The sequence below is a fragment of the Nonomuraea sp. MTCD27 genome, from assembly GCF_041950495.1.
Taxonomy (GTDB): domain Bacteria; phylum Actinomycetota; class Actinomycetes; order Streptosporangiales; family Streptosporangiaceae; genus Nonomuraea.
On the sequence record NZ_JBGNUW010000013.1, the window covers coordinates 16,536 to 41,791 of the forward strand.

The 25,256-nt window shown below is 70.5% G+C and carries 24 protein-coding genes; 13 read left to right on the forward strand and 11 right to left on the reverse strand.

Annotation, left to right across the window (positions count from 1 at the left end; translation table 11 throughout):
- Positions 1–66 precede the first annotated feature (66 nt).
- The 5 genes from ACBJ59_RS33500 (at position 67) to ACBJ59_RS33520 (ending at position 4,701) form a co-directional block, all read left to right on the forward strand.
- Positions 67–1,239: a sensor histidine kinase gene (locus tag ACBJ59_RS33500; RefSeq protein ID WP_375114193.1), complete on the forward strand. Its 1,173-nt coding sequence runs from the start codon at positions 67–69 to the stop codon at positions 1,237–1,239.
- Complete coding sequence (locus tag ACBJ59_RS33505; RefSeq protein ID WP_375114194.1) at positions 1,236–1,907, forward strand: response regulator; 672 nt, start codon at positions 1,236–1,238, stop codon at positions 1,905–1,907. The genes ACBJ59_RS33500 and ACBJ59_RS33505 overlap by 4 nt, the downstream gene beginning before the upstream one ends.
- 87 nt (positions 1,908–1,994) lie before the next feature.
- Positions 1,995–2,372 carry a hypothetical protein gene (locus ACBJ59_RS33510; protein ID WP_375114195.1) on the forward strand — a complete coding sequence of 126 codons (378 nt, stop codon included), beginning with the start codon at positions 1,995–1,997 and terminating at the stop codon, positions 2,370–2,372.
- Between the two features lie 71 nt (positions 2,373–2,443).
- The gene (locus tag ACBJ59_RS33515; protein ID WP_375114196.1) at positions 2,444–3,481 is read left to right on the forward strand and encodes a PLP-dependent cysteine synthase family protein; all 1,038 of its coding nucleotides are present in this window, start codon (positions 2,444–2,446) and stop codon (positions 3,479–3,481) included.
- Positions 3,457–4,701, forward strand: a complete 1,245-nt coding sequence (locus tag ACBJ59_RS33520; protein ID WP_375114197.1) for an MFS transporter — start codon at positions 3,457–3,459, stop codon at positions 4,699–4,701. The genes ACBJ59_RS33515 and ACBJ59_RS33520 overlap by 25 nt, the downstream gene beginning before the upstream one ends.
- A 48-nt stretch (positions 4,702–4,749) precedes the next feature.
- Here the strand turns inward: ACBJ59_RS33520 and chrA are convergent, their stop codons facing one another.
- The 3 genes from chrA to ACBJ59_RS33535 form a co-directional block, all read right to left on the reverse strand.
- Positions 4,750–6,120, reverse strand: a complete 1,371-nt coding sequence (chrA, locus tag ACBJ59_RS33525; protein WP_375114198.1) for a chromate efflux transporter — start codon at positions 6,118–6,120, stop codon at positions 4,750–4,752.
- Positions 6,121–6,252: 132 nt separating this feature from the next.
- The gene (locus ACBJ59_RS33530) at positions 6,253–6,684 is read right to left on the reverse strand and encodes a chromate resistance protein ChrB domain-containing protein (RefSeq protein ID WP_375114199.1); all 432 of its coding nucleotides are present in this window, start codon (positions 6,682–6,684) and stop codon (positions 6,253–6,255) included.
- On the reverse strand, positions 6,681–7,163 hold the full coding sequence (locus ACBJ59_RS33535) for a Chromate resistance protein ChrB (protein WP_375114200.1): 483 nt from the start codon (positions 7,161–7,163) through the stop codon (positions 6,681–6,683). Before ACBJ59_RS33535 ends, ACBJ59_RS33530 begins: the two co-directional genes overlap by 4 nt.
- 525 nt (positions 7,164–7,688) lie before the next feature.
- Here ACBJ59_RS33535 and ACBJ59_RS33540 point away from each other — a divergent pair.
- Together ACBJ59_RS33540 and ACBJ59_RS33545 are read left to right on the forward strand one after the other, a co-directional pair.
- The gene (locus ACBJ59_RS33540; protein WP_375114201.1) at positions 7,689–9,125 is read left to right on the forward strand and encodes an endo-1,4-beta-xylanase; all 1,437 of its coding nucleotides are present in this window, start codon (positions 7,689–7,691) and stop codon (positions 9,123–9,125) included.
- Positions 9,126–9,183: 58 nt separating this feature from the next.
- On the forward strand, positions 9,184–10,617 hold the full coding sequence (locus tag ACBJ59_RS33545) for a non-reducing end alpha-L-arabinofuranosidase family hydrolase (protein WP_375114493.1): 1,434 nt from the start codon (positions 9,184–9,186) through the stop codon (positions 10,615–10,617).
- Positions 10,618–10,858: 241 nt separating this feature from the next.
- Here ACBJ59_RS33545 and ACBJ59_RS33550 read toward each other — a convergent pair whose 3' ends face one another.
- Genes ACBJ59_RS33550 through ACBJ59_RS33560 form a run of 3 tightly spaced genes read right to left on the reverse strand, consistent with a single transcriptional unit; the run spans position 10,859 to position 13,903 of the window.
- Positions 10,859–11,689: a carbohydrate ABC transporter permease gene (locus tag ACBJ59_RS33550; protein WP_375114202.1), complete on the reverse strand. Its 831-nt coding sequence runs from the start codon at positions 11,687–11,689 to the stop codon at positions 10,859–10,861.
- On the reverse strand, positions 11,686–12,630 hold the full coding sequence (locus ACBJ59_RS33555) for a carbohydrate ABC transporter permease (protein ID WP_375114203.1): 945 nt from the start codon (positions 12,628–12,630) through the stop codon (positions 11,686–11,688). The genes ACBJ59_RS33550 and ACBJ59_RS33555 overlap by 4 nt, the downstream gene beginning before the upstream one ends.
- 1 nt (position 12,631) lies before the next feature.
- A complete protein-coding gene (locus ACBJ59_RS33560) occupies positions 12,632–13,903 on the reverse strand; it encodes an extracellular solute-binding protein (RefSeq protein ID WP_375114204.1) in 1,272 nt (423 codons plus the stop codon).
- 245 nt (positions 13,904–14,148) lie between these two features.
- Here ACBJ59_RS33560 and ACBJ59_RS33565 point away from each other — a divergent pair, with 245 nt between their 5' ends.
- Positions 14,149–15,192, forward strand: a complete 1,044-nt coding sequence (locus ACBJ59_RS33565; protein ID WP_375114205.1) for a LacI family DNA-binding transcriptional regulator — start codon at positions 14,149–14,151, stop codon at positions 15,190–15,192.
- Between the two features lie 124 nt (positions 15,193–15,316).
- Positions 15,317–16,339, forward strand: coding sequence for a LacI family DNA-binding transcriptional regulator (locus ACBJ59_RS33570; protein WP_375114206.1), 1,023 nt, complete (start codon positions 15,317–15,319; stop codon positions 16,337–16,339).
- Between the two features lie 45 nt (positions 16,340–16,384).
- On the opposite strand, the gene ACBJ59_RS33575 is transcribed toward ACBJ59_RS33570, so the two are convergent.
- The 4 genes from ACBJ59_RS33575 to ACBJ59_RS33590 all read right to left on the reverse strand — a co-directional run bounded on the left by ACBJ59_RS33575 (position 16,385) and on the right by ACBJ59_RS33590 (position 20,854).
- A complete protein-coding gene (locus tag ACBJ59_RS33575; protein WP_375114207.1) occupies positions 16,385–17,566 on the reverse strand; it encodes a glycoside hydrolase family 68 protein in 1,182 nt (393 codons plus the stop codon).
- Positions 17,567–17,736: 170 nt separating this feature from the next.
- Positions 17,737–18,561, reverse strand: a complete 825-nt coding sequence (locus ACBJ59_RS33580) for a carbohydrate ABC transporter permease (RefSeq protein WP_375114208.1) — start codon at positions 18,559–18,561, stop codon at positions 17,737–17,739.
- Entirely contained in the window at positions 18,558–19,487 is a 930-nt protein-coding gene (locus ACBJ59_RS33585) for a carbohydrate ABC transporter permease (protein WP_375114209.1), read from the reverse strand. The genes ACBJ59_RS33580 and ACBJ59_RS33585 overlap by 4 nt, the downstream gene beginning before the upstream one ends.
- A 5-nt stretch (positions 19,488–19,492) precedes the next feature.
- Positions 19,493–20,854, reverse strand: coding sequence for an ABC transporter substrate-binding protein (locus ACBJ59_RS33590; protein ID WP_375114210.1), 1,362 nt, complete (start codon positions 20,852–20,854; stop codon positions 19,493–19,495).
- A gap of 147 nt (positions 20,855–21,001) precedes the next feature.
- On the opposite strand from ACBJ59_RS33590, the gene ACBJ59_RS33595 reads away from it, so the two are divergent.
- Positions 21,002–22,072, forward strand: a complete 1,071-nt coding sequence (locus tag ACBJ59_RS33595; protein ID WP_375114211.1) for a LacI family DNA-binding transcriptional regulator — start codon at positions 21,002–21,004, stop codon at positions 22,070–22,072.
- Between the two features lie 206 nt (positions 22,073–22,278).
- Here ACBJ59_RS33595 and ACBJ59_RS33600 read toward each other — a convergent pair whose 3' ends face one another.
- Entirely contained in the window at positions 22,279–22,929 is a 651-nt protein-coding gene (locus tag ACBJ59_RS33600) for a dihydrofolate reductase family protein (protein WP_375114212.1), read from the reverse strand.
- A 181-nt stretch (positions 22,930–23,110) separates the two neighbouring features.
- On the opposite strand from ACBJ59_RS33600, the gene ACBJ59_RS33605 reads away from it, so the two are divergent.
- The 3 genes from ACBJ59_RS33605 to ACBJ59_RS33615 all read left to right on the forward strand — a co-directional run bounded on the left by ACBJ59_RS33605 (position 23,111) and on the right by ACBJ59_RS33615 (position 25,252).
- Positions 23,111–23,830 (forward strand): TetR/AcrR family transcriptional regulator, encoded by a 720-nt coding sequence (locus tag ACBJ59_RS33605; RefSeq protein WP_375114213.1) that lies wholly within the window; start codon positions 23,111–23,113, stop codon positions 23,828–23,830.
- 151 nt (positions 23,831–23,981) lie between these two features.
- Positions 23,982–24,515 (forward strand): PadR family transcriptional regulator, encoded by a 534-nt coding sequence (locus ACBJ59_RS33610; protein WP_375114214.1) that lies wholly within the window; start codon positions 23,982–23,984, stop codon positions 24,513–24,515.
- A complete protein-coding gene (locus ACBJ59_RS33615; protein ID WP_375114215.1) occupies positions 24,512–25,252 on the forward strand; it encodes an ABC transporter ATP-binding protein in 741 nt (246 codons plus the stop codon). Before ACBJ59_RS33610 ends, ACBJ59_RS33615 begins: the two co-directional genes overlap by 4 nt.
- Positions 25,253–25,256 lie beyond the last annotated feature (4 nt).

Below are 25,256 nucleotides of genomic sequence, written 5' to 3' on the forward strand. Positions count from 1 at the left end.
TCGTGGAGAGGGATCCCTCCCCGGGAGGACGCCCGCCGAGAACGTGCGGCGTACCCTTGCCCTGCCATGTCATCGCCGACCACAGCCCGCTCGCGGGCGCTCCTCGACGCCGCTCTGGCCTCAGCCGTGCTCGTCGTCTCGCTGCTGCTGCTCGCACACGACGGTCCCGTGGCGGTCCGTGCGGGTGCCCGCGGGCTCGACCTGCTCGGCGGCGTGCTCGTGGCCTGCGCCGCCGTGCCGTTCGTGGTTCGGCGGCGCTTCCCGCTGACCGTCTTCACGGTGGCGGCGGGGGTCAGCGTGGTCCTGGCGGGGATGGGTTATCCGACCGGGCTGCTGCCGGGGCCCCTCGCCGCCCTCTACCTGCTGGCCGCCAACGCGGCGTGGACGGTACGCAGTGCCGCCGTGGTCGCCGGGCTGTCCCTCGCGTACGTGGGCGCGGCGGCCGCCACGGCACCCGCCTTTCCGGTGGTCGAACTCGTGCACACCGCCCTGCCCTGGGCGGCGGCGTGGTTCGCCGGGGAGCGGACCCGGCTACGGCGCCAGCAGGTGGCCGAGCTGAGGCAGCGCGCCGTGGACGCCGAGCGCGAGGCGGCGGCCGAACGCCGGCGAGCGGTGCGCGAGGCCGAGCGGGAGCGGCGGCTCGCCGTCGCCGAGGAGCGTGCCCGGATCGCCCGTGACCTGCACGATTCGGCCGGCCACGCGATCAGCCTGATCGCCGTCCGGGCGGGCGCGGCCCGGCTGCGCCAGGACGGCTCCCCGGCGGCGCTGGCGGCGATCGAGGAGCTGGCCAGGCACACGGCGGCGGAGATCGACCAGCTCGTCGGCTCCTTGAGAGACGGCGACCCGGAACCGGCCACACCGCTCGGGCTGGCCTCGCTCGACACCCTGGTCGCCCACCACACCGCGGCCGGACTGCGGGTGGAGCTCGACGTCACCGGCGCGGCCCGGCCCCTCGCCGCCGCCGCCGACCAGGCCGCCTACCGCATCCTCCAGCAGGCGCTGGCCAACGCGGCCCGCCACGGCATCGGCAACGCCCGGATCGAGCTCGACTTCACCGGCCCGGAGCTCACGCTCACCGTCACGAACCCGGTGCGCGGCACCCCACGCCGGACGAACGGCCACGGTCTGATCGGCATGCGCGAGCGGGCCACCCTGGCCGGCGGCAGCCTCGACGCCACGAGAACGGCGGACGCCTACCGTCTCCGCGCCCAGCTCCCCTACGGAGGACAGCAGCCATGACCCGCGTGCTCATCGCCGACGACGACCACCTGATGCGGGCCGGGCTGATCGAGCTGCTCACCGCCGACCCCGGCATCGAGATCGCCGGGCAGGCCGCCACGGGCCGTGAGGCCGTCGAGAGGGCCGGCCGGCTCGCACCCGACGTCGTCCTCATGGACGTCCGGATGCCGGACCTGGACGGCATCGCCGCCACCCGGCTGCTCTCGCGGACGGCGCCGGAGGTGAAGGTCCTCATCCTCACGACGTTCGAGCAGGACGACTACATCTTCGGCTCCCTGCGGGCCGGCGCCTCGGGGTTCCTGCTCAAGCGCGCCCGCCCGGAGGAGCTGATCGCCGCGGTGCACACCGTCGCCTCGGGAGATTCGCTCCTGTCTCCCTCGGTCACCCGGCGCGTGATCGACCGCCTGGCTCAGCAGCCCATGCCCGACCTCGCCGACCAGTCCCGGCTCGGCACGCTGACCGCGCGGGAGCGCGAGACGCTCGAACTGGTCGCCAGGGGCCTGTCCAACCGGGAGATCGCCGCCTCGCTGGTGGTCGAGGAGTCGACGATCCGGAGCCATGTGAAGCGGATCCTGATGAAGCTCGGCCTCCGCGACCGCGTACAGGCCGTGATCTTCGCGTACGAGACCGGCATCAACCGCCCGCGTCGGCCGGACGAAGCCCGCTGAGCCTCCGAGCGGGGCGGCCACAAGGGGGCCGCGTGCATCGCCGCCGAACCGGACAACTACGCTGAGTAGCTAGTTATGTACGCATTGTTGAGAATCCTGGCACGGGGACCACGCAGGCACGCGTGGTTCGCCGCCGTGCTCGGGTTGCTCACTCTCGCGCACATGTGGTCCCACGCCGTGCAGGTCGCCGATCACGTGACCGCCGACGCGCTCATGGCGGCGAGCCACCCAGGCCACGACCACGACCACGACCACGACGACCACGGCGAGCAGGCCCATTCCCATCCGTTCGTGGCGACCGCCACGAACGCGGATCCGCCCGGTCAGAGCAACGGGACGGCCGTGGCCGTCCTGCCCGCGGACGCGGAGCGAGACGCGGTGCCGCTGCCGATGGGCCGCGCACCGCCCGGCGGCCACCGCGGACGAGCCGCGCTCACCCGCACGCTCGAGGTGTGCCGCTGCTGACGAGGACGTGCACGTCACCGTCCTCTGCAAGCAGCGACCTGGCGCAGCATGCGCCGAAACGAGCGTTCGACATGTCTTCATACACCACTGAACTCACCATGACGCATCTGGTGGGACACACGCCTGTCTGCTGGATCGGGGAGCCTTTCGCCCCGCGCGGCCAGGGCTTCTGGGCCAAGCTCGAAGGAGCCAACCCGGGCGGGCTGAAGGACCGGTCCGCCCTGTACATCGTGGAACAGGCCAGGGCCCGCGGCGAGCTGGCTCCCGGCGCGACGATCGTCGAGTCCACGTCGGGCACCTTCGGCCTCGGGCTCGCGCTGGCCGGCATCGCCTGCGGCCATCCGATCACCGTGGTGACCGACCCCGGCATGGAAACGATCATCCACACGCTGCTCGTCTCGTACGGCGTCCGCGTGGAGATCGTCGCCCGGCCTCATCCCGTCGGCGGCTGGCAGCAGGCCCGCCTGGACCGGGTCGCCCGTCTCCTGGCGAGCGAGCCGGGCGCCTACTGCCCGGATCAGTACAACAACCCGGACAACGTCGAGGCGTACACGAGCCTGGCCGACGAGCTCGTCGCACGACTCGGCCGGATCGACGTGCTGGTCTGCAGCGTCGGCACCGGCGGCCATTCGGCCGGGGTCGCACGGCGGCTGCGCCTGCACAACCCGGCACTACACCTGGTGGGGGTGGATTCCATCGGCTCCACGATCTTCGGCCAGCCCGCGCGGCCACGCCTGATGCGCGGGCTGGGCAGCAGCATCCATCCGCGTAACGTCGCCCACGACGCCTTCGACGAGGTGCACTGGGTGGCACCGCACGAAGCGGTCTGGGCCAGCCGCACTCTCGCCCAGACCCACTACGCCACCGGCGGATGGAGCGTCGGCGCGGTCACCGTCGTGGCCTCCTGGCACGCCAGGACCCGGCCACCCGGAACCCGCATCGCCGCGATCTTCCCGGACGGCCCCGCCCGCTACTACACGACCGTCTTCGACGACGCCTACTGCGCCGCGCACGACCTGCTCGACCGGCCGCCCGCCGCCGCACCCGACGAGATCAAACATCCCGGCGAGGCCGAGGTCACCCGGTGGACCCGCATGGTGACGCGCTGATGTGGCGCCGCTTCCGCTCCTTCGACGGCAGCGTCCGGCTGCTCATGGTCAACCAGTTCGCCATCAACGTCGGCTTCTACATGCTGATGCCGTATCTCGCCGGGCACCTGGCCGACGGGTTGGGGATGGCCGCCTGGTCCGTGGGGCTGGTGCTCGGCATGCGCAATCTCAGCCAGCAGGGCCTGTTCCTGCTGGGCGGGACGCTCGCCGACCGCCTCGGCTACCGGCCCGTCATCATCGCGGGCTGCGTGCTGCGCACGGCGGGCTTCGCCCTGCTCGGGTTCGCGGCCACGCTGCCCGTCCTGCTGGTCGCCTCGGTGATGACCGGGATCGCCGGGGCACTGTTCAACCCGGCGGTGCGCGCGTACGTGGCGCACGGCGCCGGTGAGCGCAGGGTGGAGGCGTTCGCCCTGTTCAACGTGTTCTGCCAGGCGGGCATCCTGCTGGGGCCGCCGATCGGCGTGGCCCTGCTCGCGGCCGACTTCCGGCTGGTGTGCGTGGTGGCGGCGGCGATCTTCGCGGTGCTCACCGTGCTGCAGCTGTCGGCCCTGCCGCCGTGCCGGAACGAGGAGCCGCAGCGCGGCGGTGTGCTGGCGGACTGGAAGGGCGTCGCGGCCAACCGGCCGTTCCGGATGTTCGCGCTGGCCATGGCCGGCTCGTACGTGCTGTCGTTCCAGATCTACCTGGCCCTGCCGCTGGCGATCGGCGACCACGGAGCCGTCAGCGCGCTGTTCGTCGTGTCGGCGCTGGTCGCCCTGCTGGGCCAGGTCCACATCACCGACTGGGCGCGCAAGCGCTGGACCGCCTCCCAGGCCATCGCGCGCGGCCTCGCGCTGATGGGGCTCGCCTTCGTGCCGCTCATCCCGTACGGGGTCGCCGGCGCGCCGGTGCCCGTGGCCGCGGGGCTGGCCTGCACGGTGCTGCTCACGCTCGGCACCGTGCTGACCTGTCCCTTCGAGATGGACACGATCGTCAAGCTGTCGGGCGGGCACCGGGTGGCCACCCACTACGGCTTCTACAACACGGTCGCCGGTCTCGGCGTCGCCGGGGGCAACCTGGCGGTCGGGCGGCTGCTCGACGTCGGGCCGGTCTGGGTGTGGAGCGTGCTCGCCGCCACGGGGGCGGCGTGCGCGCTGGCCGTCCGGCGGCTCGGCGCCCCTCGCAGGCACCGGCTCCGGGGACGTACGCGCCGCATCTCGTCCACGAGCACACCGTTCTGAACGCGATCTTCCTTCGTCCGGCCGCCACGCCGTGACGGTGGCGCGCACTCAGCCCGTTCCCACGCCCCCGATGAGCATCGTGGCCAGGCCGAGCACCGCGCAGATGCCGAGGGTGCGCAGCATCGGCCACTTCAGGACGAACGTCATCACGAGCGCGGCCACGGTGATGGCCAGAGCCACGGGGCTCACCGTGCCGAGGTCGGGGAGCCGGATGCTGAACGGCCCCCACGCCCACGTGAAGACCGTGCCGAACAGGGTGTGCTCGGCGAAGTAGAACGCCAGGTTGGCGATGACGCCCACCACGGAGGCGGTGATGCCGGTCAGCGCCGCGCTGATGGCGGCGTTGTGCCGCAGCCGCTCCACGTAGGGGGCACCGAGGAAGATGAACAGGAAACACGGCACGAACGTCACCCAGGTCGTCAGCAGCGCCCCCAGCAGCGCGCCGCCCCACGGCGTCAGGACCCCGGGGTCGCGATAGGCACCCAGGAAGGCGACGAACTGCACCACCATGATGAGCGGCCCCGGCGTGGTCTCGGCCAGGGCCAGCCCGCGCACCATCTCCCCCGGGCTCAGCCAGCCGTAGACCTCCACGGCCCGCTGGGCGACGAAGGCCAGCACGGCGTACGCGCCGCCGAAGGTGACCAGCGCCGTGCCGGAGAAGAACAATCCTTGGGTGGTGAAGACGCTGTCCGTACCGAGGAAGAGCGCCACCGCGGCCACCGGCAGCCACCAGGCGACCAGCCCCACGGCCAGGATCTTGCCTGCCGACCGCCGGCTCGGCTGGGCGTGGTGCAGGGCGTCGTCCGGGATCAGCGGCGCCGGGCCGCCGTCGCCGCCGTGCCCGTTGCCGGCCTTGAAGACGTGCGGGGCCAGGCGGTGGACGGACCATCCGACGAGGGCCGCGGCGGCGACCACCACGGGGAACGGCACGCCGAACAGCGCCAGCGCGGCGAAGGCGGCCACGGCGAGGGCGACGAAGAAGGGGTGGGTGAGCGAGCGCTTCGCCACCCGGATGACGGCCTGGGCGACGATGGCCAGCACGGCCGGGGCGATCCCGGCGAACAGCGCCGTCACCGCCGTGGTGTCCTGCCACAGGATGTAGACGGCCGACAGGATCAGCAGCGCCAGCATGCCCGGCAGCACGAACAGGGTCCCGGCCACCAGCCCGCCCCGGGTGCCGTTCAGCAGCCAGCCGACGTAGATGGCCAGTTGCTGGGCCTCCGGCCCCGGCAGCAGCATGCAGTAGTTGAGCGCGTGGTTGAAACGCTGCTGGCCGATCCAGCGCTTCTCCTCCACCAAGGTGCGCTGCATGACGGCGATCTGCCCGGCGGGGCCGCCGAACGTCTGCAGCGAGATCAGGAACCAGGCCCGCACGGCCTGCCTGAACGGGATCACGTCGCGGGTCGCGTCAATGGTCATGGCGGCCTTTCAGCGGGCGGGCAGGCGGACGGCTCGGAGGATCCGCCGCAGGGTCGGTCAGGTCACAGGCGGTCTTGGCGGCGCCGGCGATGACGGACGGGAGCGCCGGGGCGACCACGCGGCCGGCCGGGCTCATGCCGGTTCCCGGCCCAGCAGCAGGGCGCGGCGGTGGAACTCGTACAGGCCGTCGAAGATCGGCCCGGTGATCTCCAGCACCCGGTCGTCGTCGCAGATCATCGACAGCCCGCGCAGGATCACGTCCACGCCGCGCGCCTCCGGCGCGTCGAACCGCTCATCGTCGATGTCGGCCTCGTGCACGATCTCGGCCAGCTTCCACAACACCGGATCGTCCAACTCGTAGCGGCGCAGGATCGTCTCGAAACTGCAGTCGCCCCCGTGATGCGACAACTCCGCCCCGCGCATGTCGAACGGCGTCGCATCGGCCGGCACCAGCGCCGGATCGTCGACGAACACGAACTCCGGCTCCGGATCGAGGTGCCGCCGGATCAGCCAGGCGCACGCGGCCCGGTCGATGTGCACTCCCGCCCGCGTGGCCCACCTCATCGGCCGCCCTCCACGACGACCGCCTCCGCCAGGGCGCGCACCGCCCGCTGCGCGGTCTCCTTCTCGGCGGGCGGGAAATGGTCGCGCCGCCCGATCCTGCGCAGCTCGGCCTGCAGCCGCTTGACCGTACGGCTCCGCTCCCCCGGCCTGGCCCGCGCCGCGGCCTCGGCCTGCTCGGCCACCGCGCGGTACTCGGCCGCCCGCGCCTCGCGCATCTCGGCGGCGATGGCCTTCTCCTGCGCCACGCTGCCGGCGACGGCCAGCCACACCGTGGCGGTGCCCTCCATCTCGCCGATCTCCTCGGCGATCCACTCCAACTGCTCACGGGTACGGGCGTCGGCGGGCAACGCCACCAGCCCGTCCCCCAGCCGCGCCACACCGAGCCGGTCCAGCTTGCGCCAGATCGTGATCCGCAGCGTCGACGGCTGGCGCGGAATCCGGTACGCCAGCAGCACCCACTGCCCCGCCGTCCCCGTCACTCAAGCCTCCATCGTGCAACCGTCGTTACTGTAACCATGGTTTCACGAGAGTTGCTGTCACGCAAACCTCTGACCGTGGGCGGGGGTGGAGCAGGGTGACGAGGGGCAACCGGCGGCAGCAAGTTAACTCCTGAGACGCCGCAAGTTATCCGACTTCAGCCTGGTGACCTCGGTGAAACTTTCAGCTGCGCGGACAGTGCGGCCCGGTCTCCTCCCGGGCGAAACTCCAGGCCGGGCCGCGTGCCGGTGACAACGCCCAGGCCGGTAACGGTTGCCCTTCGTTGACGTCCGGCCGGACCGTCGGATGTACTCCGCGACAACGTACTCACCGAATGAGTCAAGCAGCTGTGCAAGATCGAATGTTAGCGCTAACAACGTTGGTGGTCGCCATCTTCGGTCTAGGCAAGGAGCCCTGGATGTCCCCCTCGTCCCCGGCAACCGCGCACCGACCGCGCGCGAGTTTCGGCCGCGGAGTGTGACCACCCCCCGGCCCGACACATCGACGCAGAAAGGCACGACCCATCCATGAAACGACTGCTGTCCCTCCTCACCACCGGGCTGGTCGCCATCGGCCTGTCGGTGGCGCTCACCGGGCCGGCCGACGCCGCCTCGACGCTGGGCGCCTCCGCGGCCGAGCGCGGCGGCCGCTACTTCGGCGCCGCCGTGGCCGCCGGCAGGCTGGGTGACTCGACGTACGTCAACATCCTGAACCGGGAGTTCAACTCGGTCACCGCCGAGAACGAGATGAAGTGGGACGCCACTGAGCCGTCCCGGAACTCCTTCGACTACACGCGCGGCGACCGGATCGTGAACCACGCGATCGGGCGCGGCATGAAGATCCGCGGGCACGCCCTGCTCTGGCACGCGCAGATGCCCGGCTGGGCGCAGGCCCTGTCCGGCTCGACCCTGCGCACGGCCATGATGAACCACGTCACGCAGGTCGCCACCTACTACCGGGGCAAGATCCATTCCTGGGACGTCGTCAACGAGGCCTTCGCCGACGGCGGCAGCGGCGGGCGCCGCGACTCGATCCTCCAGCGCACCGGCAACGACTGGATCGAGGCCGCCTTCCGGGCCGCCCGCGCCGCCGACCCGGGTGCCAAGCTCTGCTACAACGACTACAACACCGACGGGATCAACGCCAAGAGCACCGGCATCTACAACATGGTCCGCGACTTCAAGGCGCGGGGCGTCCCGATCGACTGCGTCGGTTTCCAGTCCCACCTGGGCACCTCGCTCTCCGGCGACTACCAGGCCAACCTGCAGCGCTTCGCCGACCTCGGCGTCGACGTCCAGATCACCGAACTCGACGTCGCCCAGGGCGCCAGCCAGGCCGGCATCTACGCCTCGGTGACCCGCGCCTGCCTGGCGGTCTCCCGCTGCACCGGCATCACGGTCTGGGGCATCCGGGACAGCGACTCCTGGCGGACCGGGGAGAACCCGCTGCTGTTCGACTCCTCGGGCAACAAGAAGGCCGCCTACACCGCCACCCTCGACGCCCTCAACGGCGGCTCGCCCGACCCGGGACCGATCGACACGAACGCCTGGTACGTCCTGGTCAACCGCAACAGCGGCAAGGCCCTCGACGTCTACAACCTCGCCACCAACGACGGCGCCCGCATCACCCAGTGGACCCGCAACAACGGCAACCAGCAGCAATGGCAGTTCGTCAGCTCGGAGAGCGGCTGGTACCGGCTGAAGTCGCGCCTGTCCGGCAAGGTCCTGGACGTCTACAACTTCTCCACCGCCAACGGCGCCGCGATCGTCCAGTGGGCCGACGGCAACGGCACCAACCAGCAGTGGCGTGTCGCCGACAGCAGCGGCTACGTCCGCCTCATCAGCCGGCACAGCAGCAAGGCCCTGGAGGTCCAGGGCGCCGCCACCGCCGACGGCGCCAACATCGTCCAGTACGACGACTGGAACGGCGCCAACCAGCAGTGGCAACTCGTCCGAGTCGGATGAATCGGAGAACCTCGTGAAATACAGATTCCTGGCCGTCCTCGCGACGGTCGCCACCTTACTGGCGGGGCTGTTCGTCGCCCTTCAGACGCAGTCCGCCAGCGCGGCCACCGTCGACACCAACGCCTGGTACGTCCTGGTCAACCGCAACAGCGGCAAGGCCCTGGACGTCTACAACCTCGCCACCAACGACGGCGCCCGCATCACCCAGTGGAGCAGGAACAACCAGAACCAGCAGCAGTGGCAGTTCGTCGACTCCGGCGGCGGCTACTACCGCATCAAGTCCCGCCACTCCGGCAAGGTGCTCGACGTCTACAACTTCTCCACCGCCAACGGCGGAGCCATCGTGCAATGGGCCGACGGCAACGGCACCAACCAGCAATGGCGCCTGGCCGACAGCTCCGACGGCCACGTGAGGTTCATCTCGCGCCACAGCAACAAGGCCCTGGAAGTGCAGGGCGCCGCCACCGCCGACGGCGCCAACATCGTCCAGTACGACGACTGGGGCGGCGCCAACCAGCAATGGCAGCTCGTCCAGGTCGACGGCGGCAACCCGAGCCCGACACCCACGCCCACGCCGACCGGTACGTGCGATCTTCCGTCGTCATACCGCTGGACCTCGACAGGCCCGCTGGCGACCCCGAAGTCGGGCTGGGTCTCGCTCAAGGACTTCACCGTCGCCCCCTACAACGGCCGGCACCTCGTCTACGCCACGACCCACGACACCGGCACGAGATGGGGCTCGATGAACTTCAGCCTCTTCACCAACTGGTCCGACATGGCCTCGGCCAGCCAGAACACCATGTCCTCCTCGACCGTCGCACCCACCCTCCTCTACTTCGCCCCCAAGAACATCTGGGTGCTCGCCTACCAGTGGGGCGGCACCGCCTTCTCCTACCGGACCTCCACCGACCCCACCAACCCGAACGGCTGGTCAGCACAGCAGGTGCTCTTCTCCGGAAGCATCTCCGGCTCCAGCACCGGCCCCATCGACCAGACCCTCATCGGCGACAGCACCAACATGTACCTGTTCTTCGCCGGCGACAACGGCAAGATCTACCGGGCGAGCATGCCCCTCGGCAACTTCCCGGGCAGCTTCGGCACCACCTCAACAGTGATCATGAGCGACACCACGAACAACCTCTTCGAAGCCGTCCAGGTCTACAAACTCCAGGGCCAGAACCGCTACCTCATGATCGTCGAAGCCATCGGCGCCCAAGGACGCTACTTCCGCTCCTTCACCGCCACCAGCCTCAACGGCACCTGGACCCCCCAGGCCGCCACCGAGAGCAACCCCTTCGCCGGCAAGGCCAACAGCGGCGCCACCTGGACCAACGACATCAGCCACGGCGAACTCATCCGCACCAGCGCCGACCAGACCATGACCATCGACCCCTGCAACCTCCAACTCCTCTACCAGGGCCGCAGCCCCAACTCCGGCGGCGACTACGGCCTGCTGCCCTACCGGCCAGGCGTGCTGACACTGCAGCGCTGATGCGGTGATCACCATGTGAACCGGGTCCTGGGTACGGCGTCTGGGAGCATCCGCCGTGCCCAGGGCCCTGCCGCGCCGATCGCCTCGGGGCGGCCCGGCGGCACCCGTACCGGTGTCGAGTGGCCGGCCCTGCGCGGTCAGTGTGTCGCCGAGCACGAAGGCAGACGTCCCGGCCCCGGGCGGCCGGGACGCCTTCCACGCCCACGTCCGGTACGTCGGAGCGAAGCAGCGGCACGGAAGGTCAGCCCTTGAAGGCGCCGTCCATGATCCCGGCGACCATGCGCCTGCCGACGAAGACGAACAGCACGACCAGCGGCAGCGTGGCCAGGAACGAGCCCGACATGGCCAGGCCGAGGTCCACCGAGAGGCTGTTCTGCAGCGCCTTGATGGCGATCTGCGCGGTGTACATCTCGGGCGACTTCAACACGATGAACGGCCACAGGAAGTCGTTCCAGGCGGTGACGAACCCGAGCAGCCCCAGCACGAACGCGGCCGGCCGCACCAGCGGGAACGCGATCCGCCAGAAGATCTGCCAGGTGGTGGCCCCGTCGATGCGGGCGGCCTGCAGGATCTCGTCGCTGATCGTGGTGGCCAGGTGCTGGCGCATCCAGAAGATGCCGAACGCGCTGGCCAGCCCCGGCACGATGAGCGCCTGCAGGGTGTCGACCCACCCCAGCGAAGAGATGATCATGTATTGCGGGATGACGGCGAGCTGGGTCGGCACGGTCATGGTCAGCACGACGATGAGGAAGAGCGCGTTGCGGCCGCGGAACCGCAGCTTGGCGAAGGCGAACCCGGCCAGCGAGCACAGCACGGCGTGCCCGACGCCGATCGTGCCGGCCACGACGAGGCTGTTGAGGATCGAGCGGACGAACGGCACGGTCGAGAAGACGAGCCCGGCCAGGTGGAAGAAGTTCCCGCCGGGGACGATCTCCGGCGGCAGCCGGGTGGCGGTCGCCGTGTCCGTCGTGGCCACCACGAACATCCAGTACAGCGGGAACACGCAGGCCAGCGTGGCCACCGCGAGCAACAGATAGGTCCACCACCGGACCCGGTCGGCCTTCTTCATCATCGCTCCGGGCGGATACGGGTGGACAGGACGTAGTTGAGCGCCGCGACGGCGATGATCAGCACGAACAGCGCCACGCCGATGGCGGCGCCGTAGCCGAACTGGAACCGGCCGAAGCCCTGCTCGTACAGGAAGAGCGTGAGGGTCTGGCACTGCCGGACGGGGCCGCAGGTGAGCGGGGCGGTGCGGGAGACGAGCAGCGGCTCGGTGAAGATCTGCAGGCCGCCGATGGTGGAGGTGACGATGGTGAACACGATGACCGGGCGCAGCGACGGGATGGAGATGTGCCGGAACTGCTTCCACGCGCCCGCGCCGTCCACCGCCGCGGCCTCGTAGATCGTGCGGGGGACGGCCTGCAGCGAGGCGAGGTAGAGCAGCGTGGTGTAGCCGAACCAGCGCCAGGTCGCCATCGCGGCGATCATCACATGGCTCCCCCACCCGGACTGCAGGAAGTCGATCGGCCCCACGCCGACGAGCCCCAGCAGCCAGTTGAGCAGGCCGTAGTCGCGGTCGAACATCTGGGCGAAGACGATCGCGGTGGCCGCCACCGAGGTGATGTACGGCACCAGCATCGACATCCGCCAGAACACCGCCAGCCGCAGCCGGGCGTGGTTGAGCAGGTGCGCCAGCCCCAGCGCGATCAGCAGTTGCGGCACGGTCGACAGCAGCCAGATGCTGATCGTGTTCCAGGCCGCGTTCCAGAACCGGGTGTCGCCGAACAGGCGGGCGAAGTTGTCGAAGCCGATGAAGACGTGCTCGCCGATCGGGTTCCAGTCGAACAGCGCGACGTAGAAGGTGAACAGCAGCGGGACGAGCCCGAAGACCGCGAAGAGCAGGAAGAACGGGGCTATGTAGGCGTACGGGGCCAGCCGCTCGGCCAGGCCCTGCCGCACCCGCGTCTCGGCCTCGGGCATCGCCCGAGGCGGGCTGAGCGTCGTGGCCACGTCACGTGCCGATCGCGGTCTTGATGTTGGCCAGCGCCGCGTCCCACGCCTTGGCCGGGTCGCCCTTGCCCTGCTCGACGTTGGTGATCGCGTTCAGGAACTCCTGGCCGATGGCGGAGCTGTCCGGGCCGATGAGGAACGGCTTGAGCCCGAGCAGCGAGTCGGTGTAGATCTTCCCGGTCGGCGCGTCGGAGAAGAACGGGTCCTTGAGCCCGGTGAGCTTCGGATCCTGGTAGACCGACGGGGTGGTGGGCAGCGCGCCGGAGCCGGTGAAGTGCTCGAGCTGGCCCTGCGGCGACTGGGTCTTGGAGATGTAGTCCCAGGCGGCCTTCGGGTTGGCCGCGCCCTTGGGGATGGCCAGGTAGCTGCCGCCCCAGTTGCCGGCGCCGCCCGGGATCGTGGCGATGTCCCACTTGCCCTTGGTGTCGGGCGCGTTGTCGCGGATGGAGCCGAGCATCCACGACGGCGCGGAGATCACGGCGAAGTCGCCCTTGCCCATGCCCGCGCTCCAGCCCTCGGAGAACGAGCTCTGCTTCGCGGTGATCCCGGCCTGGGCGGTCCTGATCGCCAGGTCGAACGCGGTCTTGACCTGAGGGCTGGTGGCGTAGACGGCGTTGCCGGACGGGTCGTAGTACTTCTGCGGTCCCTGGTTGACGGCCTGGAAGAAGACGCTGGTCGCGGCGTTGTCGATGAACGCCTTGCCGGTGGCGGCGGTGTACTTCCGGCCGGTCTCGATGAAGGCGTCCCAGGTCGGCCAGAGCTTGCTCACCTCGTCGCGGGCCGTGGGCAGCCCGGCCTCCATGAACAGGTCGGTCCGGTAGGCCACGGCCATGCCGCCGACGTCGGTGGGGATGCCGATGATCTCGCCGGACTTCGCCACCGACTGGCTGATCACCCAGTCGAGGTAGTCGCCCTTGACCTTGTCCGCGCCGTACTGCCGCAGGTCCTGGAAGTTCTGCGGCTGCTGGACGAACTTCGGCAGATCGTCGCCCTGGATGAGCACGAGGTCGGGCACCTTGCCACCGGCCAGCGCCGTGGTGAGCGCCTGAGCGGTCTCCACCGAGGTGCCCACTTCCGTGAGCTTCACCTGCACGCCCGGGTTGGCCTTCTGGTAGTCCTCGACGGACTCCTTCTGGTTGATGCCGGTGAACGACCAGAACTCGAATGATCGGCCGTCGCCTGACGGCTGGGCTGGGCCGCCGCCTCCGCAGGCGGCGGCGGTCAGGACGAGAGCCGTGGCGAGCACGACCGGTGTGGCTTCACGGAGCTTCACAGATGATCTCTTCCTGGGTTCAGGAGCGGAGGGCGGAGGTGATCCGGAAGAAGGCCGGGCATCCGGGAGTGGCCGGCTGATCAGGAGCTGATTACTGGACACCCGCGGATCAGAAAGTTTCGGAGTCAAGAGCGATCGTTAACGCCGGACCCTACGTGCGGATTCTGAAACTCGTCAAGAACCTCCCGTAAGATCGCCGAAATGAGCGGGACAGTTCGCCGAAACCTGCTCGCTAAACTGCCGCCATGACCACGGCCGAAGGCCCGTCCGACGACGGCGCCACCCTGTCCCAGCCGATGACCATCGCGCAGCTCGCCGAGCTGGCCGGGGTCTCCACGGCCACCGTGTCGAAGGTCGTCAACGGGCGCTCCGAGGTGGGACCCGAGACCCGTGCCCTCATCGAGCGGCTCATCCACGAGCACGGCTACCGGCCGCAACGGCGCCGCGCCACCTCCGCGCCCCTGGTGGAGCTGGTCTTCCACGCCTTGGAGGGCGAATATCCCAGCGAGATCGCCAAGGGGGTCGAGCAGGTGGCGCGCGAGCACCAGCTCGCCCTGGTGCTGTCGGAGCTGCAGCACCGCGACACCCCGGGCAAGGGCTGGATCGAAGGCGTGCTGAGCCGCCGTCCCATCGGCGTGATCGCCGTGTTCTCCGGCCTGACGAAGGCGCAGCGCCGGCAGCTCGCGACCCGCGGCATCCCCCTCGTCCTGCTCGACCCGCGGGGCGACCCCGCGCCCCAGGTGCCCTCGGTGAGCGCGAGCAACTGGAACGGCGGGCTCATGGCGACGCGCCACCTGCTCGGCCTCGGACACCGGCGCATCGCCGCCATTACCGGGCCCGACTACGCCCTCGCCAGCCGGGCCCGTCTCGACGGCTACCGGACCGCCCTCGACATGGCCGGCCTCCCCGTCGATCCGGAGCTCATCGGCCAGGGTGACTTTCTCGTCGAGGGCGGCCTGGCCCAGGCCGAACGCCTGCTGCGGCTGCCCGACCCGCCGACGGCGATCTTCACCTGCAACGACGGGCAGGCCACCGGCGTCTACCGCGCCGTCCATCGGCTCGGCCTGCGCATCCCCGGCGATGTGAGCGTCGTGGGCTTCGACGACCTGCCCGCGGTCCGGTGGATGAACCCGCCCCTGACCACGGTCCACCAGCCGCTCACCGAGATGGCCGCCGCCGCCACCGACATGCTGCTCAAGCTGGCACAGGGCGAGCTCCTGGCACAGCACCGCGTGGAGCTGGGCACCGAACTGATCATCCGGGAGAGCACGGCTCCACCGGCGGGCTGACGAAACTTACGGCGATCCTCCCGAAAACGGCCGTACGGATCGACCGCTGGTGACGGCACGGACGGCCGGTCCACGGCGATCCGGCGCTGCCCGCCTGTCAGCGCTCCGTGACTAGACTGCCGCCATGACCACGGAGTCGTCCCCCCTCACCATCGCCCAGCTCGCCGAGCTGGCCGGAGTCTCCACCGCGACGGTCTCCAAAGTCGTGAACGGCCGTTCCGAGGTCTCGTCCGAAACCCGCGCAGCCGTGGAGGAGCTCATCCGCCGGCACGGCTACCGGCGACAGCGCCGCCGCTCCACGCCGACGGCCCTGGTGGAGCTGGTCTTCCACGCGCTGGAGGGCGACTATCCCGTCGAGATCACCAAGGGTGTGGCCGCGGTCGCGCGCGAGCACGAGCTCACGGTGGCGATAGCGGACCTGTGCCATGACCACACCGCCGCGGACGCCTGGCTGGAGAGCGTGCTGCGGCGCCGGCCGAGCGGCGTGATCGCGGTGTTCTCCGGCCTGACCGAACGCCAGCACGAACAGCTCGCCCGCCGCGAGATCCCGCTGGTCCTGCTGGATCCGGCCGACGCTCCTGCCGGGAACGTCCCGTCGGTCGGCGCCGGGAACTGGAACGGCGGGCTCATGGCGACCCGCCACCTCCTGGAGCTCGGGCACCGCCGCATCGCCATCATCACCGGGCCGGACTCCGCGTTGTCCAGCCGGGCCCGCCTCGACGGCTACCGGACCGCCCTCGACATGGCCGGCGTGCCCGCGGATCCGGAGCTGGTCGGCCGGGGGGACTTCCTCATCGAGGGCGGTCTGGCCGAGGCCCACCGCCTGCTGCGCCTGCGCGACCGGCCTACCGCGATCTTCGCCACGAACGACGGTCAGGCCATCGGCGTCTACCACGCGGCCCACCAGCTCGGCCTGCGCATACCGGACGATCTCAGCGTGATCGGCTTCGACGACATGCCCTCGGTGCGGTGGGCCATCCCGCCGCTGACCACGATCCGCCAGCCCCTCGCCGAGATGGCCGCGGCGGCCACCTCGATGCTGCTGAAGCTGGCCCATGGCGAGCAGCTGCCGCAAAGCCGCGTCGAGTTGGCCACCGAGCTCGTCGTACGCGAGAGCACCGCGCCGCCCGCGCTCCCGCCCGCCTGAGCCGGAGCGCGGCCTCCGAGGATCAGCGGGGCGAGCCGGGGTGGCTCACGCCCGGCCGTCCGTCAAGGGCACGCCGCGGCGCTCCGCTGGATCTTCCGAGGCGGGGGCGACGGACGTGGTCATCCCGTCCAGATCGAGTTCGAGCATGGGCGCGATGGTCCCGCCGAAGGCGGCTCGTGCCTGCGCCGGCTCCGCATCCAGGGGATTTCCTCCCCGCCGCGCTCGGTAGTTGGCGAAGCTGACCACGTGGCGGCTGGGCAGCACCAGCCACGCGTAGGCCTGATCGGGTTCGGAAGACGGGTTCCGGATCACCAGCCCGGAGCCGTTGAGCGGCTCGTACGGTCCCGTCAGGCTGGGCGCGGCGAAGCCGTAGAGCCCGGTGGGTGCGCGATCGGCCGGCTGGAAGGAGTGGCGCTGGGTGGTGAAGAACAGGTAGTACCGCGACTGGTGGACGATGACGTGCGGCCGTTCCAGCTCCCGGCTGACGCCCTCGGCCACGAGGAGAGGCGGGAGCAGCGACCAGCCGCCGGCCCGTGGTTCGGCCAGGGCGATGGCGCCGGTGAAGCCGTCGCCCCAGGCGATGGAGGCCGCGATGAGCAGGTGGTCGCGCCCGTCGGCCGGGTCGCGGAACCAGCCGGGATCGCGAAATGCCCTGATGCTCCCCGGCGACCCGTCGGCCTCCTCGGTCGGCAGGTACATCCGGCCGTCGGAGCGGAGGATCTCCCGATGTCCGGCGGCTTCGTGCGGCAGGAACCTGTCGCCGCCGGCGAGCCGGCGGAGGCGCGTCTCGATGACGCTCTGCCGGAACGTGGGACGCGCTTCGCCCCGCCGGCCGGCGGCCGTGTAGAACACCGACACCGTCCCGTCCGGCCGCCGGACCGCTGATCCCGACCACTCCCGGCTGCCGGGCGAGGCGCCGTCGGCGAAGGCGTTCCCGAGGTCCTCCCATCCGTCGCCGTGCCTGGCGAACAGGCGGATCCGGGCGTGGTCGTGGCGCTCTTCGGGGTGGCCGAGAGCCGGGGCGGACAGCACCATCCACACCTCGTGGCCGCCGAACAGGGCTGTCGAGCCGTCCTCCTCCTGGATCGGCCACAGATCCCAGAGATCGTGACCCGGCAGGAGCCGGGGCACGGCCGTGGGGTCGAAGACGGGCGCGGTGGTCGCGGTGGTCCCGGCGAGCAGATCGAGGTGCCGGCTGGTCCAGAGCGCCGGTCGGCCGCCGTTCACGCGCCGCCCCGCCCGGGGACGTGGGCATGTCCGGCGAACGGGCTGGATCCGCTCGCCGGTTTCCGTGCGCCGCCGGACCTTCCTCGTAGGACCATGAACGACCTCTGCTTTCACTCGTGGGGTGGGATGTGCGGGTTCCACCGGCCCTGGTGGGGCCGGGCGCGGTGCCGTCAGCCCTTCAGGGAGCCCTGGAGCAGGGCCTTGACGAAGTGCCGCTGGAAGATGAGGAAGATCGCCAGGGTGGGTGTCAGGATGAGCAGCGATCCGGCGCACAGCAGCGGGATGTCGGTTCCCCACTGGCCCTGGAAGGCGCCCAGCGCGCCGGACATCGTGCGCTTGGCCGGATCGTCGACGAGGACGATGGCCAGCAGGAACTGGTTCCAGGTCCACAGGAACAGCAGGATGCCCAGGGACGAGATCGCCGGCATGGCCAGGGGGACGTGGATGCGCCGGAACAGCTGCCACACGTTGGCGCCGTCCATCCGCGCGCTTTCGGACAGCTCCGCGGGCATGTTGACGAAGTGCGCGCGCATCCAGAAGACCGAGAACGGCATGAACAGGCCGATGAGCGGCAGGATGATCGCCCAGCGCGTGTTCAGCAGTCCCATGTCCCGCATCTGGTAGTACAGCGGCGTGATGATGCCCTCGAAGGGCAGCGTCAGGCCGAGCACGAACAGCAGGAAGACCACGCGCCCGCCGATCACGCGCAGGTGGCCGACGGCGAAGCCGGCCATCGTGCCCAGCAGGATCGAGATCGGCACCACGCCCAGCACGATGAGGACGCTCGACTTCAGCAGCTCGCCCATGTTCGCGGCCTCGAAGGCCCGCAGAAAGTTGCCCCACTGCGGGTCGCGGGGCCAGGCGAGTCCGGCCGGGTAGGTGCCGGAGGGGTGCAGGGCGGTGACGAACAGGCTGAGGAACGGCAGGAGCGTGACCGCCATCATGACGACGAGCAGCAGCCTGCCGGTCCAGGCCTCCCGCCACGCGAGGATCATCGGTTGCCGTCCTTTGCGAACCACTGGATGGGAAGGGCGCAGGCGATCACGAGGAGCATGAGGACCATGGCCAGGGCCGAGGCCGTCCCCACCTCGCGTTCGGAGAAGGCCAGGTAGAAGATCTGCAGGCCGGGCACCATGGTCGTGTTGCCGGGACCGCCCTGGGTGGAGATGTAGATGATGTCGAAGCTCGCCAGGGCCGCGATCACGGTCACGGTGACGCAGACCGCGATCTCCTGGCGCAGGCTGGGCACCGTGATGGAGACGAACTCCCGCCACGGCCCGGCACCGTCCAGCCGGGCGGCCTCGTACAGCGCCGGGTCGATCTTGCTCATGCCGGCCAGGAGCAGCAGCGTGCACAGGCCGAGCAGCACCCACGCGCCGATCATGCCGACCGCCGGCAGGGCGGTGGCGAAGTCGCCCAGCCAGGCCCGGGTGACCCCGCCGAGGCCGATGAGCGAGAGGAGCTGGTTGATCACTCCGGTGGAGGCCAGCAGCCAGCTCCACGCGATGCCGGCCGCCACCAGCGGGATCACCTGCGGCAGGAAGAGCACGGTACGGGCCACGAGGGCGAGCCGGCTCTGGGCGATGCGCCTGATCGTGGCGGCGATCGCCAGGCCGAGCACGACCGGGATCGCGCTGAAGAAGACGATCAGCTGGAAGGCGTTGACCAGCGAGTCGAACAGGTCGGGGTCGGTGAAGACCCTGCCGTAGTTGGCCGCCCCCACCCACGTGGACGGCCCGATGCCGTCCCACTCGTACAGCGAGTACTGGAACGTCAAGGCGATCGGGCGCAGCACGAAGACCGCGTAGAAGGCGAGCGCCGGGATGATGAACAGCCAGCCGACCAAGCCGCGGGTGCCGCGCAGCTTGGTGGTGGCCGGCCGACGGTGCGCGGACCGGGCGGCGGCGGACCGGGGCGTCAACTCGTTCAGTTCCCTTCGAGCTGACCGGCGTAGTCGGCCTGGACCGCCTTCAGCAGCCCCTGCGGGGTCTGCTCTCCGGCCACCAGCTTCTGCAGGTTCGGGGTCCAGCTCTTGGCGTAGATGGCGCCGGTGGCGTTGGCGATGAAGTCCATCGCACCGTTGTCCTCGGCGATGTCCGCCCCGGCGGCCAGCGTGCTCGCGGTGACCTTGTCGGAGGCGACGGCCGGCATGTACGCGTCGGCCGGTCCCATCGGGCGCGATCCGCCGACCTCGACGCCGATCTCGCGGGCCCGCTGGTCGGTGGCCACCCAGTTGAGGAAGAAGGCGGCGCAGTCGGCGTTCTTGGCGTTCGCGGCGATCCCGAAGGTGAGGGGCGCCGACATGGCGGCCAGCTTGCCGCCCTGCTGGGCGGGCGGCATCAGCGTGAAGCCGACGTTGCCCGGCATCTGCTTGTCGAGGTTGCCCGACTCCCAGTCGCCGTTGAACATGAACAGGCCCTGGCCGTCGATGAAGCGGCTCATCATCGTCGCGTAGTCGACCGCGTTCACGTCCTTCTGGAAGTAACCCGCCTTGATCCACTTCTCCAGGTGCTGGGCGGCCTGCAGGTTCGACGGGGTGTCGATGGTGGCGCCGGGCTTCTGGAAGATCCAGTCGTTGATCGGTCCGGCCGGGCCGTAGGAGGCCATGAGGTTCTGCAGCGGGAACGCCAGCCCACCGGTGGCTCCGCCGTTGAACTGCACGATCGGCGTGATGCCCGCGCTCTTGGCCTTGGACAGCGCGGCGTCGAGCTCCGCCAGCGTGGCGGGCGGCGTGGACATCCCGATCTGGGTGGCGAGCTTCTTGTTGTAGAAGACGCCGGTCATGCTGAAGTTGAGGCCCAGGGCGTACAGGGAGCCCTGGCCGCGCGGCCGTCCGCCGGGGCCCAGGCGGAGCTGTTCGAGCTGGGAGGCCGGCCACTTGTCCCAGCCGAAGGCCTGGGCGTAGCCGTCGAGATTCTTCAGCAGGTTGTCCTTGACCAGCTCGGAGACCTGGGGCAGGCGCATCAGGTCGGGCGGGTTGTCCGCCAGGACGCGCGGGGCGTTCTGCGTGATGACCGCGAACTGGTCCTCGCGGATGTTCCAGGTGACGTTCGGGTGCTGCTTGGTGAACTCGGTCGTCAGCGCCTTGGGCAGCGGGAAGCCGGTCTCGAAGTAGCCGTTCATCGTGATCTGCGCCGTGCCGCAGGCGGGCGCGGCGGACTGCGGCGACGCGCTGGTGGCCGCGGGCTGCGGACTGTTGCCGCCGGGTGCCGCGCAGGCGGCGGCCAGCGTCCCCATGGCGATCACAAGCGCGGCCCCGGACCTGCCGGGGCGGACTCGACGAGCCATGTGCATCTCCTCTGCTGCCTGGGACAATCGGCACCGGGCTGATGTCCCGACTCCGTTGCTAAATCGGGTTAGCGCCCGATAGTCTCACCACGCGCGTCGTACGATGTCAACCCCCCGTAACGCACTCTTGACGATCGGAGGTTCTGGGTGAGCCCACGACGGGTCACGCTGGCCGATGTGGCCAAAGCCGCGGGCGTCTCCCGCACGACCGCCTCACTGGTGCTGTCGGGCCGCGGGCGCGAGTTGCGGATCTCTCAAGACGTCGAGCAGCGTGTCGTGCGGGCCGCCGACGAGTTGCAGTACCGGCCCAACATCGTCTCCGTGGGCCTGCGTACGGGCACATCCCGGACGATCGGCTTCATCTCCGACACAGTCGCCACCTCACGGCTGGCCGGCGACATGATCAAGGGTGCGCTCGAGGCCGCCCGCGAGCGTGGCTTCATGCTGTTCATCGGCGAGACGGAGGGGGACGCCGAGCTCGAGCGCCTGCTGCTGCAGGCCATGCACGACCGCCAGGTGGACGGGCTGATTCTGGCCTCGATGTTCACCCGGACCATCAAGGTGCCCAAGTCGATCACGGCCGCCCCCGCCGTGCTGCTCAACGCGCTGCCCGAACAGCCCACTCCCCTGCCGGCCATCCTCCCTGACGAGGTCGAGGCCGGCCGCCGCGCGGCCCGTGTCCTGCTCGACGCCGGCCACCGCGACGGCATCCACCTGATCGGCGCCGGCCCCGGCATCCGCGACGTTCCCCCGGAAAGCGTCGCGGCGGTGGAACGGCTCGTCGGCATCCGGGAGGCGCTCGGCGAGGCGGGCGTCAAGGTGGCGGGCGGTCGTACCTGCCCCGACTGGCAGCCGGAACACGGCTTCACCGCGACGCGGGAACTCCTGGAGACCGCGCGTCCACGGGCGCTGATCTGCTTCAACGACCGCATCGCGATGGGCGCCTACCAGGCGCTCGACGATGCCGGGCTCAAGGTTCCGGACGACGTGTCCGTCGTCTCCTTCGACGACCACCCCATCGCCTCGTGGATCCGGCCCCGGCTGACGACCGTGGCACTGCCGCACTACGAGCTCGGCCGCAAGGCCGTCGACGTGCTGTTCACCGAGATCGACAACGACGCCACGGACCCTGATCGACCGGGCGAGGTGCACCGGGTCCCCATGCCCCTGCGCAGCCGCGAGTCCATCGCGTCACCGTCTGCCGCGCGATCCGGCTGAACGCCGCCGCGGGCCGCCGCGGCCATCCCGTCTCCGGGCAGCCGGCCGGAAGCCTGACCGGAGCGGCCGGCCTCACCGCGACCCCCGGCGTCTACAAGGGCCGCGCAGGGTCTTCAGCGCGGCGCTCCGGGCGATGGCCTGGTCCGGCAGGGTGGTGGCGAGGCCCTGGAGCCCTGCCGGTCGCCCGGGTTCTCGGCCGAGGCGGTTCAGACACCCGCACGGGTGAACGTCACATGCGTGACTCCGCTGGCGGAGGAGATGGACTCGACCTCGTAGTCCTTCTCCAGGCCCTCCAGTCCGTCCCAGAGGCGTACGCCTCGGCCGAGCAGGATCGGGACCACCACCGTGTGCAGGTGGTCGATGAGCCCGGCGGCAAGGAAGTCGCGGATCACGGTGGGACCCCCGCCGATGCGTACGTCCAGGCCGTCCGCAGCCTTGCGGGCCGCCTCGAGCGCCTCGGCAGGCGAGGCGTCGATGAAGTGGAAGGTCGTGCCGCCCTCCATCTCGATGGACGGGCGCACGTGATGGGTGAGGACGAAGACCGGCGTGTGGAACGGCGGGTTGGGACCCCACGCGCCCTTCCACTCCGGGTCCTCGTGCCACCCGGGATGGCCGAACTTCCCGGCACCCATGATCTCGGCGCCGATTCCCGCACTGTGCTGGTGGACGAAGGCGTCGTCGACTCCGCCGGTGCCACCGGACTGGCCGTCCCTCTTGTGCCGCCACCACCGGGTGGCGAACATCCACTCGTGCAGCCTTTGCCCGGCGTGACCGAAATGTGCGTCGTGGCTCTGACCCTCACCGGTGCCGAAGCCGTCGAGTGAGATGGAGAAGTTGTGGACGCGGGCGAGTGACATGACTGATGCCCCTTCGGTGATCGGGGTCGGTTGTCGTCGGCGGTCCGGAAACGAAGGTCGGTCGCGGCATTCTGTCATCGCCGCCCCAGGTTCTGCTCCCACGCTCCGGGGAGTAACTGTGTCTCTAGGACACTGTGTATCATAGATACAGTTTCGGGGAGATGACAAGTGGGAGGGCGCGATGTCGGCCAACGAGGATCCGAGGGCAGTGGCCGAACTGCTGTGGGGCCAGCGGAAACCGCGTAGCAGAGGCCCCAGGCCCGCCTTCGACGTCGCCCAGGTGGCCGACATCGCCGTGAAGGTCGCCGACACCGAAGGGCTGGAGGCCGTCTCCATGCAGCGGGTGGCCGCCGAGCTCGGTCTCACCAAGATGGCCCTGTACCGCTACGTCAACGGCAAGTCAGAGCTGATAGCCGTCATGATCGAGGCGGCGGTCGGCACACCCCCCGACTTGGGCGGGGTGACCGGCTGGCGGGCCAGGCTGGAAGAGTACGCGCGCCAGTTGTCCGCCGCCTGGCGGCGCCACCCCTGGCTGCCGTCGGTCACCGTGGGCGACCGCGTCATGGGCCCACGCGAGACCGGCTGGCCGGAAAGCGCCCTCAGTGCCCTGGCCGACACCCCCTTGACCGAACGCGAACGGCTGGAGGCGGTCATGCTGGTGTCCAACCACATCCGCGCCACCCACGCGGCCGCCACTCCCGGCACTCAGACCTGGACGGGCGGCAGTGCCACCTCGATCATGCGCGACCTGCTCCTCCTCAACGCCGACCGTTTCCCGCTGCTGGCCACCACCCAGGCCGCCCCCTCGGCCACCACGACGCAGGAGTTCGGCCTGCGCGCCATCCTCGACGGCCTGGAACACGCCGTCACCCGGCACACCCGGAACAGTGCCGATGTCTGAGCCATCGCGAGGACAGGTCACGGTCAGGCGAGCGTCCGGGCAGGACCAGGAGCCCGGCTGACGGCGGGCCGGTCAGGACATCGCCAGATGTACCGTTTTGACACCTCCCACGGATAACCGCTATCTATTGGCCAACCGTTAGGGGGCAGGAGTGCAGGACGCAGTGCTGGCGATGCTCGCCAAGGAGCCGTCGCACGGGTACCAGTTGCACGCTCGGCTGCGGCGCAGCCTAGGCCCGCTGGGCGAGTCGATGAACCGCGGTCAGATCTATGTGACGTTGGCCCGGTTGGAGCGAGCGGGGCTCGTGGTCTGCGAGCGGGCGGACGGCCTGCCCGAGCGGCCGGAGCGCAAGGTCTATGCGCTGACGCCGGCCGGGCAGCAGCGGGTGGCGGCCTGGCTGGCCGAGGTGGGCTGGCCGAAACCGGACCTGGCGGAGTTCCATCTCAAGCTCGCCGCCGCCGCGGCGGCCCGGCTGGCCGACCCGGTGGAGCTGGTGGCGGCGCAGCGCCGTGAGCTGCTGCGCCGCTTGCGTGAGGCGCAGCAGGCGGCACTGGCCGAGCCGGCGGGGTCGGGCGCCGGCCTGCTGCTGGAAGGGGTCGCGCTGCGGTTGCGAGCGGACCTGCGCTGGCTGGATGCCTGCGAGCGGGCCTGGTCCAAGGTCGATGACGAAGTTGAGGGTGGATGAACGTGTCGAGTGCCGCGGTCCGGGCCTGCGGCCTGGTGAAGACGCACGGTCAGGGGCAGAGCCGGGTCCGCGCGGTGGACGAGGTCGACCTGGAGGTGCCTCAGGGACAGATGCTGGCGGTGATGGGGCCCAGCGGCTGCGGGAAGTCCACTCTGCTGCACCTGCTGGGCGGCCTGGAGCGGGCCACCGGCGGGGAGGTGTGGGTGGCCGGGCGGCGCGTCGACACCCTGAGCGAGCGGGCCCTGGCGCGGTTGCGGCGCCGGTCGGTGGGGTTCGTCTTCCAGGCCTTCCATCTGGTGGAGGAGTTGTCGGCGGCGGAGAACGTGGAGCTGGCCGCGCTGCTGGCCGGGCGCTCGCGCCGCCAGGCCAGGCGGCGCGCGGGCCTGCTGCTGGAACGGGTCGGGCTCGCCGACCGGGCCCGGCATCTGCCGTCGCAGCTGTCCGGGGGTCAACGTCAGCGGGTCGCCATCGCCCGCGCGCTGGTCAACGAGCCGCTGGTCGTCCTGGCCGACGAGCCGACCGGCAACCTCGACACCGCGGCCACCCTCGACGTGCTGAGGATCTTCGAGGAGCTGCGTTCCGCGGGGCAGACCTTCGTGATCGTCACGCATGACGAGCGGGTGGCGGCCACGGCGGATCGGCTGATCTCGATGCGCGACGGGATGTTCGTCGACGACACCCGGCTGGCCGGCGCCCACCCGCGCGGACTCGGCGGGCTGATCGGGCTGGAGGGCTGAACGT